Genomic DNA, 18,497 nt, shown 5'->3' with positions numbered 1-18,497 from the left:
AATATTTGGTTGGAATAACAGCTCATTTTATATCAAAGCTCACCATTCGTAAAACTTACATTATCTATCATCAGCCACTGCCCGGCTTCTGCATCAGTTCTGATCTCAATGACTGCCTGATGATTTGACACCTTGATCTTAGGGATGACCATTTTTTCCCAGTTAGCCTTTTCTTTCAGAAGGATGGTTTGTTCTTTACTTCCCGATCTGACTACAACAGAAGCATCTTTCTGTCCGCCAGAGCTTTTAACCCATACGCTAAAAGTATAGTTCCCATCTGGTATATATTCTATGATTTGCTTTACCGCAGCTTTGTAGGCCTTATCGGTTTTAAAAAGCAGATAACCTTTACCAGATTGGGAAGATGTCGTATCTGATACCACACGCACTGCCTTGCCATCTGTTTTATCATCAACAATCCAGGCAATGGGATAGGTATTCTTTATATTTCCATAATCAAAACCGGCATTACCGACACGGTTTGCCCCTGGCAAAACTTTAGCGTAAAAGCGTACATAATCTACCTGCATCGCTGCATTTTTCACAGGCTTTTTCAAACCGCCCCATGCCGCAACATCAACAGGTAATGCAGTTAGCCATAAATTTTGGGGAGCGTACACCTGCCAAATGCCATCTAAATATTTTGTAGACAGGTATTTCCCATCGCAATAAAAATTAATTCTATCCGGCAACCATTCATATGCCACCGTTATCCATTTTGACAAATCCCTGTCCGTACTTTTTGGCATGGGCGCCTCACTTTTATGGGTAGGCGTATAAATATGATAATTCTGCGCAAGTCTGCCATTCATGGAATTGTGTTCAAAACCATCAATTTCAAGCACTCTGTTCTCTTGTGGAATAAGCCCTGCCCTAACAAAAGAATCTCTTACACCCACACCCTCTGCCTCGTTAGTACCGGTAAGCCCCATAGACCAAAATGACTGATGCAACCCGGCCAGTTCCTTGTCTCCTCCATACAGTTTCACTTTAGCCTCATAATATCCATATCCGAAATTATGGGTCGATACAACCCCGCCTCCCAAATACTGCTGTCCTTTGGGCCGCAGACTATCCACAGTAAATTTTATCAGAAGACAATCTTTTCCGCTGCCGTCGGTAGCTTTTCCCTGCGATACGTTTCCGGCCCAGCTCACACCACCCATTTTTAGATTGCTGCGGTATAACCAATCATTGGGATTTACCTTTGATCCTCTTCCAAAATCATCTGCGAAAAGTAACCGGTAATCTGCTGCTTTAGGTTGAGCGTATGTTTTATTTAAGCCGCAAAACGTTAAAAGACATAATGCCCATGCTGTTTTATATTTCATTATTTCTATTCAAATTATGATCGATAGGGAAGGTTTACCTGTCCTGGGAGTAAATGGCACTGGTATCTGATTGAATTTTTAGCCGGAGTCTCTGATAATTAGTTTTGTTTTTAATATAACCGTCTGTGCTTTCCAGTCTTTAATATCTCTTTTAATCTGATCTAAAAGTAAGGTGACTGCCATCTCTCCGATTTCCTTTATAGGCTGTTCTACAGTGGTTAACTGGGGTTCTACAATCGTTGATGCCATGTCATTGCTAAAACCGATGACCGCGAGATCTTCTGGAACTCTTAGTCCTTTCGCTTTCACCAGTTTAATTACCTCTATAGCTGTTGGGTCATTGATGCAGAACAAAGCATCGGGTTTAGACTCCATGCTAAAAAAGTGGTTCAGATAGATTTCCACCTTACGCAGGTTCAAATCATAATGCAAAACTAAATCCTCATCTTTCGGGATGTTGTTCTTCCTGAGTGCTTCAAAATATCCAGCCTTCCTGTTTTTGCAGACAGTTAAAGTTTCAGGGCCGGAAAGGTGTGCTATTCGTTTTTTTCCTGTCGATATTAAGTGTTCGACAGCTGCATATGCGCCTTCATAATCATCAACTATTACTTTTGGGGCTGCAATCTGATCGCAAACACGGTTAAAGAAAACAATTGGTATGCCCTTTCGTTCAAATTGCCTTAAGTGATCAAAATTATTGGTTTCCTTTGTCAGTGAAATCAGCATCCCATCTACCTGCTGCGCGAGCATAACTTTTGTATTGGCAACTTCAGTTTCATAATTCTCATCCGATTGCGCGATAATAAGATTATAGCCTTGTTCTTTAGCTTTTTTTTGTGCTTCAACAATGATCTGCGGAAAAAAAGAACGGTGAAACTCTGGCACCACAATTCCGATAGTCTGCGTTGATTTCCGTATCAGGTTCACAGAAAACATATTTCGCTGATAGTCGAGTTCATCTGCCAGTTCTAAAATACGCTCCCTGGTCTGCTGATGGACATTGGGATGATCGGTTAGCGCCCTGGAAACCGTTGATTTAGAAATACCCAGCTTATTGGCAATATCGATGATGGTAACCTGATGCTTTTTCATTAAATGATTTTAGAAGCAGTTCTCGTAAATATTTGGTTTAATTTCTGCTAATATAGATATGACATTGACAAAAAAATATTTCCGTGTGCTTAATCGTTTCTTGGGACCGTTCCCGAAATTGGGAGCGTTCCCAAGAAACGAATATCTGAGCTTTATCATAAAGCAGATGACATCGGGTTGTAATTTCACCGCACCAAATATTAAACCAAAGAAGTATGCGATTAAAAATTTTACCCTTGGTGAGTGTCATGCTGCTCTCTCTCCCGGTGCTGTCCCAAAATCTAAAAAAAATTACCGGGAAAATAAACGACAATACAGGCAGACCTTTACCCGGAGCGTCGATCCAGATTATCCCCGAAAACAAAACTGCTACCGCTGGTTCTGATGGCCGCTTTGTAATCGAATATAAAAACACGGGCAGTAAGCTGCGGGTTTCCTACATAGGTTTTAAAGCAAAAGAGTATACCATCGCAAATATTCCCCAACCCCTGATCGTTTCATTGGAAACCGATGATTTCAATATGGACGAGCTGGTCGTCATCGGCTATGAAAGTAAAAGAAAAGTCGAAATAACAACTTCCACGGTAAAAGTCGATACAAAAAACAACACAGAGGGTGGCTATTCTAATTTCCAGCAGCTTATCGGCGGCAGGGCCGCAGGGGTAAATGTAATGGAGAACAGCGCCGATCCCGGGGGTGGTGTCAGCATAGAGATCCGGGGTGTAAGCTCACTCAGTTTTTCCACGCAACCATTATATGTAGTAGACGGTGTGCCCCTGTACAGCCCGGAACTGAGTGGATTAAACAATGGCAACAGTAATTTGAGTGGTTATGGTACTTCCAATCCCCTTAGTATGATCAACCCGAATGACATAGAAAGCATTGATATCCTAAAAGATGCCGCGGCAACGGCTATTTACGGGGCCCGTGGTTCCAATGGTGTGGTGTTGGTTACTACAAAATCGGGAAGGGTCGGCAAAATGAAAATCTCCCTGGGGGTCAACCGCTCTTATGTAAACCGTTCCAAGGAAATAGAAATGCTGACGGCAAAGGATTATGCCACTTTTGTAAATGAAGCATGGGCTTACAGACAGGCTTTCGGTTATGCTAATGCTACTTTACTTCAGCCTTATCTTCCCTCAGAAATTGATTCTCTTAAAAGCTACAACCATCAGCAGGAGTTACAACGAACAGCGCCTACCTCAGATGTTAACCTCAGCATCTCTGGTGGCGATCATGTCAATAAATTTTATATTTCAGGACAATATTATCTGCAGGATGGCATACTCCCGTCTACTTCCTTAAAGCGCTACAACGGAAAGTTCAGCTACGAAGGAAAATTATCGTCCAAACTTACCTTTACGGCGAGCGCGAATTATTCCAATACGACACGTAACGGACAGCCATCATCCACCCTGACCGGAAAAGCGCTCTCCTGGGCACCTACCTCTCCCCTGACAAATCCCGATGGTGACTTTAATTATATCCCGACTTTCCATTATGGAACGGGCAGCGCCCAGTATTATAATCCCAACAGAGGGGCAGTAATCTACTATAATCCGAGGTTTCCCATAGAAACTGTTTTAGGCGCATCCGCTACCAACAATCCGCTCAGCTATTCAGGAAAAAAAGGCGTTCAGAACATCAATCCGTCTTCCCAGCTACTTGCCAATTTTGGCCTGTCCTATAACATCACTAATGATTTAAAACTGAGTGGCCTGTTGGGCATCACCACCTATAATGCTCTTCTGGAAAACTACGTTCCCATTACGATGATTGTACCAGCGTCTACACAACGCGGGGTTGCCAGTCTGGGCAATTCACAGAACAACAGCGTGTTATACCAGGTGCAGGCAAACTACAACAAACGCTTCGGAGCCAATCATAACTTTTCAGCAGTCCTGGTCGGTTCTGCGGAAAAATTTGTATCTAGAACTCAAACGGCATCAGCAGAAGGTTTCACTTCAGACCTCACCTCGTTTAATTCTATCCAGTCGGGCAATTCACCGGGCATTCCAAACAGCACTTACAGCGCAAGCCAATTGGTGTCAAGTATTTTCCGGGGCTCTTACAACTATAAGACGAAATATTATCTCAGCGCTTCTGGAAGATATGATGGTTCTTCAAAATTCACCGCCAAAGAAAGATTTGGATTTTTTCCTTCTGTAAGCGGGGCCTGGAGGATAGATCAGGAAGAATGGTTCAAGAAAACACGTGATGTGGTCAGCGAGCTTAAACTCAGGGGCAGCTGGGGTCTGGTGGGAAATCAGGCCATCAGCCCTTATTCAACCATTTCAACCTTGGATGTAGCCAATGTGATCTTTGGCAATACCATAAATACCGGTTTTGCGCCTAATCGTTTAGCCAACCCCGAATTGAGATGGGAAAAAACCTCTTCTGTTAACCTTGGTGCAGACCTCTCTTTCTTTAAAAACCGTTTCTCAATAACTGCCGATGTGTACAGGAAGTATACTGATGGTTTACTTTTCAATGTAACTCCACCGCTAACCACGGGTTACAGTACCTACACAAGAAATATAGCCTCACTTACCAATAAGGGGATTGAGTTAACCGCAAGCGCAAAAATTATCAGCCGTAAAAACCTGAACTGGTCTGTTGATGCCAACATCGCTTTTAACAGGAACAGGGTAGAGAAATTAGCCGGGGCAACAGGCGAATATCTTGATGTGGCGAATGTGGCCGCAAGCTCCTATCTTTTTAGAATACAGCCAGGTGAGCCGGTGGGACAATTTTACGGCTATAAAACCATTGGTGTGTGGACAGACGAAACCATTCTTACCAAACCCACCACCTTTCAGGTCGGTGTAAAAGAAGGTACCCGCCGCTATGCCGACTTAAACAATGACGGATACCTCAACGAGCAAGACAGAAGTTATCTGGGCAGTGCCCTTCCTAAATTTTTCGGTGGCTTCAGTACCAATTTATCTTATAAAAACCTGGAACTGGTAGCATTCTTTAGTTATTCTGTGGGGAACAAGATCTTTAATTACTATGAAATAAACTACAGTTCGATGGCCGGTACAAACAATATTCAAAAAGATATATTCGATAAGCGCTACCGTATCATTACCCCCGGCATGAGCCCTGAAGAAGCTGAAAAGATCCGGCAAAATAACCGGACCACGATGGTACAGGTTGCCGGTACGGTACTTGATCCCAGAGAATCTACTGATTACTACATTGAAGATGGTTCTTATCTGCGTTGCCGGGATATCACGCTTTCCTACCTTTTCCCCGAAAAATGGTTAAAGGGGATGAAACTAGCTTCGCTAAAAGCTTACGTAAATGTTCAGAACCCATTTACCATTACCAAATATTCGGGTTATAACCCTGAGGTGAATACCCAGGGGGGCCTTTCCCGCGGTGTAGACGGGGGTACTACCCCTATGGGCAGAGGAATCCGTTTTGGATTGAATGCTAATTTTTAATCATTCCTTAAAATTTTAACGATGAAAAAGATCTTTTTGATACCGATATACATCCTGCTTTTTTGCACCTCATGTAAGAAATTCCTGGAGGAAAAAACCGACGGACAGATCAGCAGCGACAAATTTTACCAGACCGAGGCCGATGTCATAGCCTCAGCAAACGGGATCTATCAGGCCATGAGGGCCGATGTTAATGATGGACAGATGTGGCCGCTTACTACAACGGAGATTATTTCTGATGATGCCATTCCTGAAGGAACCGTTACCGGCGAAAGGCTTGATCTGGAAAATGTAGTATACAATGCCCAGCATGCTTATACCAGAAGAGTATGGGCTGCGGCCTACAGGGTAATAGACCGAGCAAATAATTTACTTTTATACGCTACTGATTCCTCAAAAATCAGTCCTCCCATGCTTCGCCGTGTGAGGGCAGAAGCACAGTTTTTCAGAGCATTTTATTATTTCAGATTGGTACAGTTGTTTGGCGATGTGCCGTTAATGTTAGAACCTGCAAATGTTACTAAAAACAATTTGCAGCCCGCCCGTTCCTCATCAAAAGTAGTATATCAACTGATACTGGATGACCTTAAGTATGCGGAAAAGAATCTCGAAGACACCTACAGCTACACCTCGGCCAATGGCGGCAGGGTAACAAAAGCTGCCGCCAAAGCACTGCTGGGCAAGGTCTACCTCACTATGGCCGGCTTTCCGCTTAAGGATACCCAGAAATATCAGCTGGCAGCAGATAAGCTGAAAGAACTTATTGATAATAAGGCCACCTACAACCTGGATCTAAATCCGAATTATGCCAATATCTTCAGCGCTGATATACCCGTAAAGGCGGCTGATAAAGAACGGATCTTTTATATAAGAGGAGCTTCAGGATTTCCCTCAAACCTGCAGGCTTATACCAGAATGAAATACAATTATGTCCAATATTCATTATTAACAGCTTCTTCCGATTTTTTGCCTCATTATTTTAGTGCAGGTACCACAACTTATAGCGCATTATCAGGAGGTACTCCAGTACCTTCTGTACAAACTGACGATGCCATTTCGGTAGCTCTGCCGATTGGTTTCGCATACAACTTTGGCGGCAGCAGGTACGATAAATTTTACATGAGCAGCAATGGCTTTATCAGTTTCATCAACCGCAGCAATGCAGCGCCTAATATAAGTACCGTCAGAGACCCGTTAATCGGCCCGCTGATGGATAACCTGAACGGTACAGGCGGAGCGGCTTCGTATGCTACCACCGGTACCGCGCCAAACCGCGTACTTACCATAGAATGGCGCAATTGGAGATGGAAAACGGGAACCACTATCGCCAACAATATCAGCTTCCAGGTAAAATTGTACGAAATGGGCGGAAAATTCGAAATGTTATACAATCAAACCGGGGATCCGGTAAACTCGACGGCCACAGCTGTCGGTTTCAGGGCGCCAACTTTCTATTGTTCTATTCGCAACAGCGCGGCCGCACCGGATTTCAACTGGGCGTATAGTCCAACTTCCTATAGCGCTTCGGTAAAAGGTTTTCAACCCGGGCAGATCTTTACCATCACTCCTAATCCGGAGGGTGTATTTGAATGGGCAGATATGCGCAGACAGGTCACCTTTAATTTTACAACCAATAGGTTGGGTGTTGTTAAATATAACGATCAGATTAACACGGGCTATAACGACAACGCTGACGATTTCCATTGGTTACGTTATTCCGACGTATTGCTGATGTATGCGGAGGCACTGATAGAAATAGGCGGTTCAACTAATATGGACATCGCATTAGAGCAGATCAACCTCATCAGGAGGGCGCATGGCGGAACATCCGGTTCACCAGCGGTCCCGATACTTGCGGATCTTACTTATTCCTCCCAGGACAATCTCCGTGAACAGTTGCGTTTGGAAAGGCGGAGAGAATTCGCTTTTGAGGCCCAGCGATGGTACGACCTGAAACGTTGGGGAATTATGCCCGAAGTGCTCCGTGAACAGCTTTCCAGACAGTACAACCAACCTTTGAGCAACTATAGTTACATCACCAATACTGTGATGTTCTTGCCTATTCCCTATTCGGAAAGATTGAACAACCCTAACCTCAGTCAAAATGATGGATACTGAGTTGACATCTCCAGAATAGGCATTGTATATTTAATAATTAGGTTGCGGCTGTTGGCCAACTATGGATACGGCCTTTTCAAAAAAACAATTCTTTTAAACAAAAATTAATATATGCTAAACGCGGAATCTACCTATCAACGAAATTTCATCAATACGACATTAAATGCTGATCTGACCGTCATTGGCGGAGGGCTTTCTGGTGTTTGCTGCGCCATTACCGCGGCCAGAGCAGGACTTAAAGTAACACTGGTACAAGACAGGAGCGTATTGGGAGGCAATGCCAGCAGTGAAGTGCGGCTTTGGATCCTGGGAGCCACCTCTCACATGGGCAATAACAACCGCTGGGCGAGAGAAGGGGGTGTGATTGACGAAATCCTGGTAGAAAACACTTACCGGAATCCGGAGGGTAATCCAGTTATTTTCGATGCGATCTTACTGGACAAAGTAAGCTCCGAGCCCAATATCACATTGCTACTCAACACTGCTGTTTACGAAACAACAAAACAAGATGCATCGACAATAAAGCTTATCAAGGCCTTTTGCAGCCAGAACCAAACCACTTATCTATTAAAATCTCCTCTATTTTGCGATGCATCCGGCGATGGTGTGGTGGGTTTTTTGGCCGGGGCTGCCTTCAGAATGGGCGCAGAGGATAAGCTTGAATTCGGGGAACTGTTCGCTCCCGATCAGAGCTATGGTGAACTTTTGGGTCACTCGCTCTATTTTTACACTAAGGATACGGGTAAAGCAGTTAAGTTTGTCCCACCTTCTTTCGCTTTGGATGACATTACAAAGATTCCCCGTTTTAAGAGTTTCAACTCAAAAGAATACGGATGTAAGCTCTGGTGGATAGAATATGGCGGCCGAAAGGATACTGTCCATGATACAGAAGATATCAAATGGGAATTATGGAAAATCGTCTATGGCGTTTGGAATCATATTAAGAACTCCGGCCTGTTTCCAGATGCCGAAAACCTAACATTGGAATGGGTTGGCATGATCCCCGGAAAAAGGGAAAGCCGCAGGTTTGAGGGGGATTACATGCTGATACAGCAAGATATCATCGAACAGCACCAGCACAAAGATGCGGTAGCTTTTGGTGGCTGGAGCGTAGACCTGCATCCTTCAGATGGTATCTACTCTGCCCTGCCCGGATGTAATCAATGGCATAGTAAAGGTATTTATCAAATACCTTATCGCTGCCTGTATTCGAAGAACATCAGCAATCTATTTTTAGCGGGCCGTATCATCAGCACATCTCATGTTGCGTTCGGTTCTACACGGGTAATGGCGACCAGCGCTTATGTTGGCCAGGCGGTGGCAATGGCTGCATCTATATGCAAGACAGAAAACTGCCTTCCAGCGGATGTAACAGAAGAACCCAAGATCAAATACCTGCAACAAAAGCTGATTGCATCGGGACAGTATATTCCGGATATTCGGGCCAGGGAAGAAAGTGATTTAGTACAACAATCAGAAGTCACTGCGAGCAGTGAATTGAGGTTGACAGAAATGCCAGGAGCCGGAGACCTGCAACTACTGGATATTGCGGTGGCCCAAATGTTGCCCTTTAAAGCGGGTATTCTTCCAGAAATTCACTTTAAAGCATTCGCTGAAACGGCGACTACTTTAGAAACGGAGATCAGAATTTCTTCCAAACTGGGAAATTATACCCCAGATGAAACAATTGCCCATTTTGATTTTGATTTACAAGTAGGAGAAAATCAAATTACCCTACCCCTAAATTCCTCGATAACCGAAGACCAATATATATTCATCCTGATCCATAAAAATCCGGTCGTTAAAATCCAAAGAACAGATCGGCGTATCACTGGAATTTTATCGCTCTTCAACACCGTGAATCCCGCAGTATCCAATTTTGGCAAACAGGAAGCTCCTGAGGGAATCGGCATGGACAGTTTTGAATTTTGGTGTCCGCAGCGCCGTCCGGGTGGACAAAATATTGCTATGCGGCTAGACGGTGCAATTGAGGCATTTTGCGCCACAAACATTAAAAATGGAATTGCGCGTCCAACCACCAGTGTAAATGCATGGGTCGCAGATATCGATGATCAGTTACCATCACTTAAAATAAATTGGAGCGAAAAGAAGAAAATAAAAAGACTTGTCCTTAGCTTCGATTCAGACTTTGATCATCCCATGGAATCCGTATTGATGACCCATCCCGAAAACATCATGCCATTTTGTGTACGAAACTACAGGGTTTATGATGAGGCTGGCCATTTACTGTATAAAAAGACAGGTAATCATCAAACACGGAATGAAATAATTTTCGAGGATTCAGTATACACTTCGTCTATTAGAATAGAAGTGGAGCACCCCTCGGAACAGACACCTGCTTCAATTTTTGAAATCAGGGCATATGAGAACTAAGTAATATAGCTAAACAAAATAAATCAGCATTATATAATGGACAAACATATTGATACTTCAGTAATTGTTATTTTTTCAGTATTTATCATGATCATCGGCATCTCCTTTTCCAGAACCGGACGCAACCTGAAGTCTTTTTTTGCCGGCGGAGAGGCGGTGCCCTGGACTATCGGTGGTCTATCATTATTCATGAGTTTCTTTTCCTCTGGCACATTTGTCGCCTGGGGGTCTATTGCTTACAAATATGGCTGGGTGGCGGTTACCATTCAATGGACCATGTGTATCGGTGCGCTGATAACAGGATATTATCTCGCACCGAAATGGAAGGCCACGGGTAACCTTACTGCAGCAGAATTTATACGCGAACGGCTTGGCGGTAAGGTTCAGCAGAGCTACATTTACATTTTCATGATCGTGTCTCTGTTCATCAAGGGTTCCGTATTGTATGCCGTGTCCCGGCTGGTGGGCAGTTCTCTTGATTTCCCGTTGATACCCGTTACCATCGTGCTGGGGATTTTAATGATTGCTTATACTGCGGTGGGCGGCCTGTGGGCTGTAATGGTAACCGATATTCTGCAATTTGTTATCCTTACCGCAGCAGTGTTATTGATTATTCCCCTGGCATTGAACGAGGCTGGAGGTTTTCCCAATTTCATCAAAAATGTCCCAGCTGATTTTTTCAAGCCAGTGAACGGCGAGTACACCTGGACATTTATTGCTGCCTTTGCAGTTTATCATATTTTTTATATCGGGGGAAACTGGACATTTGTCCAACGGTATACCAGTGTAGACTCCCCTAAATCTGCCTCTAAAGTAGCTTATTTATTTGCGGCATTGTACATTATCAGTCCGGTCCTGTGGATGTTGCCGCCAATGTTGTACAGGACAATAAACCCCTCCCTTTCCGGTATCGAAACCGAAAATGCTTATTTAATGGTATGTCAGAAAGTATTGCCCGCGGGCCTGATGGGCTTAATGTTAACGGGGATGTATTTCTCTACATCGGCATCTGCCAATACCGCACTGAATGTAGTTTCAGCTGTATTTACCAACGACATTTACAAAGAGAAAATCAATCCGGGCGCTTCTGATAAAAAGCTGATGAGAATCGCGAGAACTTCATCCTGGGTAATCGGTATAGGTATGATTGTCGTTGCTTTGATCGTGCCTTTGATCGGAGGGCTTGTAGAGTTCACCTTAACTGTTGGTGCCATAACAGGCGGCCCGCTGCTGGCACCGCCCATCTGGTCTCTGTTCAGTAAAAGATTAACAGGCAAAGCAACGTTAACCATAACCCTGATTTCTCTGTCTGCAAACCTGTTGTTTAAAATTGTAGGTCCTGCTTTATTTGCATTCAAATTAAGTAGGGCAAATGAGATGCTGCTTGGTGTAGGCTTACCGTTTCTGCTTTTACTGATCTATGAGATTATTGCGGCCTCAAAAAATAAGGTCAGTGAAGAATACCTTGAAATGAAGGCCAGCAATGCAAAACGTAAAGCAGAGGCCACCATAGCTATTGATCCAGAAGAGCAAATGGCTATAAAAAAACAAAATCGCTTTGGCCTGCAAATGATCTCCTTTTCACTCTGTTTCATTGCTTTATTGCTATTTATTTTAAGTATGCTAACCACAAAAGCTTCTGGAATGGTGGCCGGCATCTCCGCTATTATTTTAATCTGTGCTCTTATTCCTTACCGGGCATCCCGAAAGGTGATGGTTTAGGATATGATCGAACTTGCCTCCAAGTCTTTAAAATAATCAGTTTCCTGGCAATCCTGAACATTGTACATAAAGGTTTCAAATGCCTGTTTTCCCTCATTATGTCATTGTTTTAAGAATAAAACAGAGGTCCTTAGTGCCCGGTTTCCGCAAGTCGAAAACAAAATTACCTGGCTGGCACATATATTACATAAGGGCCTTATGTAATATATGTTTTAGCTTGGTTTCCATACTTTACGTTACCTAAGATCAAAATCTATAGCCCAGCGCACAGGAAAGCGCATTCATATCCAAACCATATCCGGCATTATTATTTAACTTTCCAAAGAACCCTTTGGTAACACTCATATCCCAGTGATCATAGAGCAATGCCCCTATTTTCACATGACCGGATAACCAAGCTTTATTCAAAGCCACATAATCAGAAACTAGCACAGGCGGAGCTTCGAAACCATAATGGTATTGAAGCTCATTTTGCTGATAGGAAGATATATTAATCCCTAAACCTCCTCCCGCATAAATTCTAAAATGTTCTTTTCGTAAAAAACTATACAATATTGACAAATAAGGCGAAATACTGCTTCCTTTCAAATCATAACTATACCCACCGGTAGAATAAGGCCGCTCTATTGGAACGCCCGAGTATCTGATCCTTTTATAACTCAGCTCTATCCTGATCATCAGATACTGCAAATTCCTCGATCCGCTAAAATCCACACCTATAATCGGAAAAAACGTTGTTCTATTTTTAAAAGAAATCCCATTTAACGTCGTATTTTCACCACTTACGTCCAATTTGGCCGAAGAGAATCCGGCTCCCGCAAAAAAGCGGAAAACATTACGCTTAGATTTCTGCGACACAAAAGAAATTTCGCGGCCATTCATAGCAAGAATAATTTTCTCCAGGCTATCGTCGGTATAAGAAGCGGAGTTCATCTCCCTTTCCAACGAATCGTTAAGAACACCGTACTTTATAGCCAGACTGATTAGCTCCGTTTTATAGCCCTCCTCTTTCACTACTCTTGAACCACTGTAACGATCCAAAGCCACTCTATAGTTCAATTCCTTATAACTTCCGGATTCCTCCACATAGAAATGGTTCTTTTCGTCAACCAAACTGTACAACCCGATCTTCGATCCTTTAACAATTGCCCGGAGCAGCACCGTATCCCTCACTACTGAATCCTGCCCTGCCGGCCACAACTTCCCCAAATCAACAGGAGCAATATCTTTCAAAACAATAGCTTTCCGGTAGGAATCCAGCCCGTTAACCTCAAAAGAAAAAATCTCTTTGATCCCATATATGCTGGTTTCTTTGGATAAAGAATCCGACCTGAACGTAATTTTAACCGGATTGCGGTTCCAGGACTTATAATTAATCCAACCCGTCTTTTTTTCACCCCCCTCTAAAACTATACTCCCTTTTCTAAGTACGCTTTGAGCAGATACGTGGGCGCAAATAAAAGCTGCAATGATCAATACAAACAAAACTGATTTCATGACGCAAACCTCTCACATCCAGACCTCAAAATCAATCCATAGGCTAAAAATCCATAAACTTTTATTCCTTTACCAGGTCTGACGCTATTATATTCTGAATTAGCTATCAAAAACCTCAGAAACAAAATATTATTCCAAAAAGAAATTAAAAAGAGTCAAAAGGAATAATATTTAATAAAAAATTACAAAATACTGAGGATTGTCGATTTATCTTATTGAAGTAGCGGAACAAAAACCAATACACAGACTAATAAATCTGTAATCGTTAGGGCAAATACATATGGAACGTTTTATAATTTGCTGTTTGACTTATCATACAGTTGATGATTAAATCGTTTAGCAAGCAGTCCTGTAGCCTTATTCATATCGATCTCCGCTACGATGATCCCGCTCTTTCTGTACTCCTGATAAACATTAAGCGTTCCATCTGTATTAATGATCGATGTTGCTGATTCCATATACTCCGATGCATAGTTTACACTCGCGAAATAGATTGTATTTTCAATAGACCGCATCATCATCGCTTTTTCATAGTATGGATTATCCATACTACCCCATTCGGTAAGTATCTTTCCATTTTCTCTATTTTCAGTAAAGTGCGGATGAAACACAATAGACGCGCCATTCTGTGCTGCCCATCGCACTGACTCAGGGTATCTAAAACCTTCATGACAAATAGTAATGCCAAACTTTACTCCATTTACCTCAAATATTTGTCGCTCGGTACCCGGAATCCAAAAGTCGTCCTCAGACGGATCCAGTTGATTTTTTGTCTGATGTCCAAGGATTTCACCATCAGGCGATATGACAAAGGCTAGGTTTTGCAAACCTGATGAACCATGCCAGTCCATCGGTACAATGACCGCTATGGAATATTTCCGGGCGATCTCGCATACCTCATCTAAGGCGGTTTTTAAAGATTCAGGACTTCGGTCCTGCAATGTGTATCCCATTCCTGGGTACCCAGGTAAATATGACTCTGGAAAGCAAATGATTTCAGCATGGAGACCGTAAGCTTCTTTAACCAAATATTCCAAATTGAACAGACCTTCCTTTAAAGATCTAGGGATTGGAGGTGAGGCTAATGCAACTTTCATATCATTTTGATTTACAGATTTCAATTTAAGGAGTAAAGAACTAACATTTTATCTAAAATTCAAAAATCAACCCTTAGGATCAACCCCTCCCCTGTATTTCAATAAAATTTAAAGAAGAACATCCTCTTTACAGAACTTTATTTGCAACGAGCCCTACAGCATGGCTATAAAACGAAATTATATTCTAAACTTCAGTCAAATTGTCAGTTGAAATTAATTTAAAATTAAAAACAAAAACACACATAACACTAATCATCAAATAGTTAAAATAAAATACATAACTTAGATTAACATTTAAACACAAAAATACACTTAAGCATAAAAACCCTGAGAATGAGGAGCCAAACGGTTAGGTAATGGCTCTATATTCCTTTGGTATGCTTGCGCCATGAGTACGCAATGAGTGCGCCATGAGTGCGCCTTTTTTCAGTAAAAAGGCGCACTCATGGCGCTAAGAAGATCCTGTCATTCCGCAAGCATACTAAATCAATACTGAACATAACATGAACCAGATATCAACTTAAACTAAAGAAAATATGGGAAAATTTGATGGAAAACAGATCAGAGGCCTGGTTGGCAACATTGTACTTCGAAAAGGTAAAAAAGGCCCGATTGTGCAAAGTGCACCTCGTAAATATAAACAAACCAAGGCAACAAAGCAAGAATCAAGTCTCTTTGGAAAAGGCAGTATTTTAGCTTCTGCGCTTCGGCATGAACTGAACCTCATCATCAGTTCCAATCAGGACGGTGAAATGGTAAACCGCTTCAATACCCCGATAAAAGCGGTACTGAGACAATGCTACGATCCGGAAACCCAAAAATTTAATTTTTCAGAAGACAGTTTCAGCCGGCTTGCCGGTTTTGAATTCAACATTAAATCTCCGCTGATCAACAGCCTTTGGGTAAGCCCTGAAATGCAGCTGAATGGAAATATTCTAACCATAAGCCTGCCTGAAATTGAAATCCCTGCCCAGTTAAAATTTCCCCTGGCCGCCAATATCTGCACATTGATGGTCATCGTCAGTTTTACCTCTCTGGAACAATGCCTGCGAAAGCCATCTGCTTTCCAAACCCTGGAGATTAGCAAAATTGAAACCACAGTTCCAGCCAGACAATTTGATTTTGAAGTTCCACAGGGCTGTTTATGTATTGCCGGGATAGGACTAAAATACTTTTCCGTACACAATTCCATCAGAACTACGTTCAACAGTAAGGCTTTTAATCCTGCGGGAATTATTGGTGCTGTGATCAGCCCGGGAACATTTGTCCTTCCTCCACCGGTAAGAATTGGAAACAAGACCATAGCCTCTCCATGGAGCCCTATTTTTAATCTAACCTTGTAAATGTTTTTATTGGAACCAAACGCCATTGATCTGGTTCCAAGAGATTTTATTTTCTAAAAACAAGCTGCCAGTTAATCATCTGGTTTTCTTTGCTTTTAATAACCACCCTTAACCATCCCTTTTCTGCTTGAGGTAAAGCCTCTATCGTTACATTTTTTGCATCACCAATTATTTTTACTTTGTCTAACTTCCAGGCTGCACCATCATTGATACCCGCGATACGCAGTTCATAGGCATCTCCAGCAATTATTTTGGATGTACCCGATAAAACTCCGTCTTTCCATTCTTCCTTAAGCAGGTCAATCATCCCCTGGGTAACATGCTGGGAAGTAGAAACGACCACCGGATGATTGGCCCTGGCACGGACAGCAATCATTTGACACGATTCGGCAGGTAGCTCTTCCGAGATGGCATTGGAGATAGTAGTCATTGGCTTATTCGCCCAAAAATCAAAAGCATAGTACGTTTTTTCACTACTCAATCCTGCCCAGTCCAACGTGGTGCTTATTTTATGAGTAGTAGTTTCCCAATTAAATAAGCCAATTACATTTCGTTCAGTACCTGTTTTTTTATCAGTTGCACGCCAGATAGATGGTAAAAATTTATCAAACAGATCAACAGGCCGGGCTATACCATTGTGAGAAGCCATACAACGTTTCATAATCTCCAGGCGTTCCTCCGGCAAATCAGGAAGCCAATCGCTGCTGAGAAAAAATTGGCTCGTGATCGCAACAAACGAAGGCAGCAAACGGGCCCTGGTCAAACTGCCAATTCCACCGGCACCTGGATCTGCTGTAGACAAACCCTTTTCCCTCAACATTGATGGATCAGGATCATTCCACCATACTTTCCCATTCAAAAAATAAAGTCTTGAAGCACGTATGGCACCTGTGCGTATGGTTTGCCCATCGTGGTTAAAATCAGGCCCGATCCGCATGGAGTTAACCAGGCCCATAGAGGCTCCAAAGGAACGCATGTTCTGGCTTGCACTGCATCCCGAAAAAAACACATCCTGGCCAACGGCTTTCCTTAAAATTCTCAACCCATCCCTAAAAGCTTCGATTTGTGTTTTAAGTGGGTTGAACAAGGGTTCAGCATTGCCAATACTGTCATTTTTGTACCCATCATTAATGTAAACCAGGTTGGTGACCGTCCCAGTATAAAGGCCATCCATTTTGAAATAATTATACCCCCAGTTTTTCATTGTTTTAGCAAGCTCCGCAATATGAGTTTGCACTTCCGGTTGGGTCAGGTCAAGAGATGTTGCCCCCCATTTCGTATCGAAAGGCTTGCCATTTGTACGCTTTGCAAACCAGTGTTGGCGATCTTTGTATTCAGGATCTTGAAAGTTCCGGGCAAAAGGCATCCACCATATTCCATTCTCCAAACCGGCAGCTTTAACCGCTTTGGTAGAAGCAGACATCCCATTGGGATAACCTCCTTTTGGGTCTACACGATCAAAACCACGACGGGGTCCGTTGTAGCTACCACCTGCCTGCCATTCGTCATCTATCTGAATCACGCCTAATCCAAAGGATTTTAGGTTTTTCTCTTCAATAAACTTTGCCAGTTCAATGTTGGAGGCTTCACTGCCCGCCCCTCCGTTTTTTTCTGAATACCATGTGCAATATACCGCACTGCGGGCCTTCATCTTAATGTTCTGTTGTTTTGCAATAGCATCTGCAAATTGTTCTTCACCTAAACGCGCATCGTTAAAATAGCCAATTGCCAGTGTTTCGACTTCTTCATTTCTTCCGGCAGGCAACAGAAAATGTCCATAATCTATTTGCGTTTTTATATTGACCAAACCATTTTCTATGTTTGAAAACAAAACCCCGCTACCTTTCTCATTGGTGATCCAACCTGCAACTACCCCATGACGAGAGCTGGGATCAACCGTTGTCAGAAAAACATAGCTGCCTGGGTTTTTATCGGGTGCCAGCAATCCCCCCGTACCCATTGTTTTCAACTGATCTGCAGGTTTACCCAGGTCAACAGAGAAGGAAACAGGATTAAGTTTTGGAATATCAATATTTGTACTGCCTCCGTTTTTGACAGTGTGGCTTACAAATAAAAAAGGTTGCTTAGAATATAATGCAAACGAAAATAAATTCCCCTCAGCTGTACGGACCAATAGTGCAGTCCCTCTACCAAAAGCAGCACTAACTACTGTTTTCTGTTCAACAGTTTCGATCACGCCGTTTGGAATCATATTTTTCAGGAATGCCTTTTGAGCAGATTGAGCCGTTACTTCAAACGCTTTTAATGCTGAATTATAGGTTACTGTTAAAAGCTGATTACTGATGCTGTTATTTTTAAGGGGACGGGCAAATTTATCCCCGCCGGGGTGTTTTATGGATACTGGATAGGCATTGATCACTAAAAAAGTGATCAATGCCATGGTAACTGTAAGTAATTTCTTCATTTATTTTTATAAATTATATTTCCCTAGGT

Annotated in this window: 10 protein-coding genes; 5 read left to right on the top strand and 5 right to left on the bottom strand. The window is 42.7% G+C overall.

Going from position 1 to position 18,497, the window contains the following annotated elements; translation table 11 throughout:
• Positions 1-32: 32 nt before the first annotated feature.
• Together R2S08_RS22665 and R2S08_RS22660 are read right to left on the bottom strand one after the other, a co-directional pair.
• Positions 33-1,331: a glycoside hydrolase family 16 protein gene (locus tag R2S08_RS22665; RefSeq protein ID WP_316837284.1), complete on the bottom strand. Its 1,299-nt coding sequence runs from the start codon at positions 1,329-1,331 to the stop codon at positions 33-35.
• A gap of 78 nt (positions 1,332-1,409) precedes the next feature.
• Positions 1,410-2,423, bottom strand: coding sequence for a LacI family DNA-binding transcriptional regulator (locus R2S08_RS22660; RefSeq protein WP_316837283.1), 1,014 nt, complete (start codon positions 2,421-2,423; stop codon positions 1,410-1,412).
• Positions 2,424-2,638: 215 nt separating this feature from the next.
• Between R2S08_RS22660 and R2S08_RS22655 the strand changes: the two genes are divergently transcribed.
• From R2S08_RS22655 to R2S08_RS22640, 4 genes are all read left to right on the top strand, one after another.
• Positions 2,639-5,872: a TonB-dependent receptor gene (locus R2S08_RS22655; RefSeq protein WP_316837282.1), complete on the top strand. Its 3,234-nt coding sequence runs from the start codon at positions 2,639-2,641 to the stop codon at positions 5,870-5,872.
• 21 nt (positions 5,873-5,893) lie between these two features.
• Positions 5,894-7,990, top strand: coding sequence for a RagB/SusD family nutrient uptake outer membrane protein (locus tag R2S08_RS22650; RefSeq protein ID WP_316837281.1), 2,097 nt, complete (start codon positions 5,894-5,896; stop codon positions 7,988-7,990).
• 111 nt (positions 7,991-8,101) lie between these two features.
• On the top strand, positions 8,102-10,384 hold the full coding sequence (locus R2S08_RS22645; protein WP_316837280.1) for an FAD-dependent oxidoreductase: 2,283 nt from the start codon (positions 8,102-8,104) through the stop codon (positions 10,382-10,384).
• Between the two features lie 36 nt (positions 10,385-10,420).
• The gene (locus tag R2S08_RS22640) at positions 10,421-12,106 is read left to right on the top strand and encodes a sodium:solute symporter family protein (protein WP_316837279.1); all 1,686 of its coding nucleotides are present in this window, start codon (positions 10,421-10,423) and stop codon (positions 12,104-12,106) included.
• 246 nt (positions 12,107-12,352) lie between these two features.
• Here R2S08_RS22640 and R2S08_RS22635 read toward each other — a convergent pair whose 3' ends face one another.
• Both R2S08_RS22635 and R2S08_RS22630 read right to left on the bottom strand, forming a co-directional pair.
• Complete coding sequence (locus R2S08_RS22635) at positions 12,353-13,603, bottom strand: hypothetical protein (protein ID WP_316837278.1); 1,251 nt, start codon at positions 13,601-13,603, stop codon at positions 12,353-12,355.
• A 290-nt stretch (positions 13,604-13,893) separates the two neighbouring features.
• Positions 13,894-14,700 carry a carbon-nitrogen hydrolase family protein gene (locus tag R2S08_RS22630; RefSeq protein ID WP_316837277.1) on the bottom strand — a complete coding sequence of 269 codons (807 nt, stop codon included), beginning with the start codon at positions 14,698-14,700 and terminating at the stop codon, positions 13,894-13,896.
• A 536-nt stretch (positions 14,701-15,236) separates the two neighbouring features.
• On the opposite strand from R2S08_RS22630, the gene R2S08_RS22625 reads away from it, so the two are divergent.
• Entirely contained in the window at positions 15,237-16,043 is an 807-nt protein-coding gene (locus R2S08_RS22625; RefSeq protein WP_316837276.1) for a hypothetical protein, read from the top strand.
• A gap of 46 nt (positions 16,044-16,089) precedes the next feature.
• On the opposite strand, the gene R2S08_RS22620 is transcribed toward R2S08_RS22625, so the two are convergent.
• Positions 16,090-18,468, bottom strand: a complete 2,379-nt coding sequence (locus R2S08_RS22620; protein ID WP_316837275.1) for a hypothetical protein — start codon at positions 18,466-18,468, stop codon at positions 16,090-16,092.
• Positions 18,469-18,497 lie beyond the last annotated feature (29 nt).

Origin of the sequence: Pedobacter nutrimenti (assembly GCF_032678445.1) — a bacterium.
GTDB lineage: Bacteria > Bacteroidota > Bacteroidia > Sphingobacteriales > Sphingobacteriaceae > Pedobacter > Pedobacter nutrimenti_A.
This window is presented reverse-complemented; position numbering and strand designations above follow the sequence as displayed.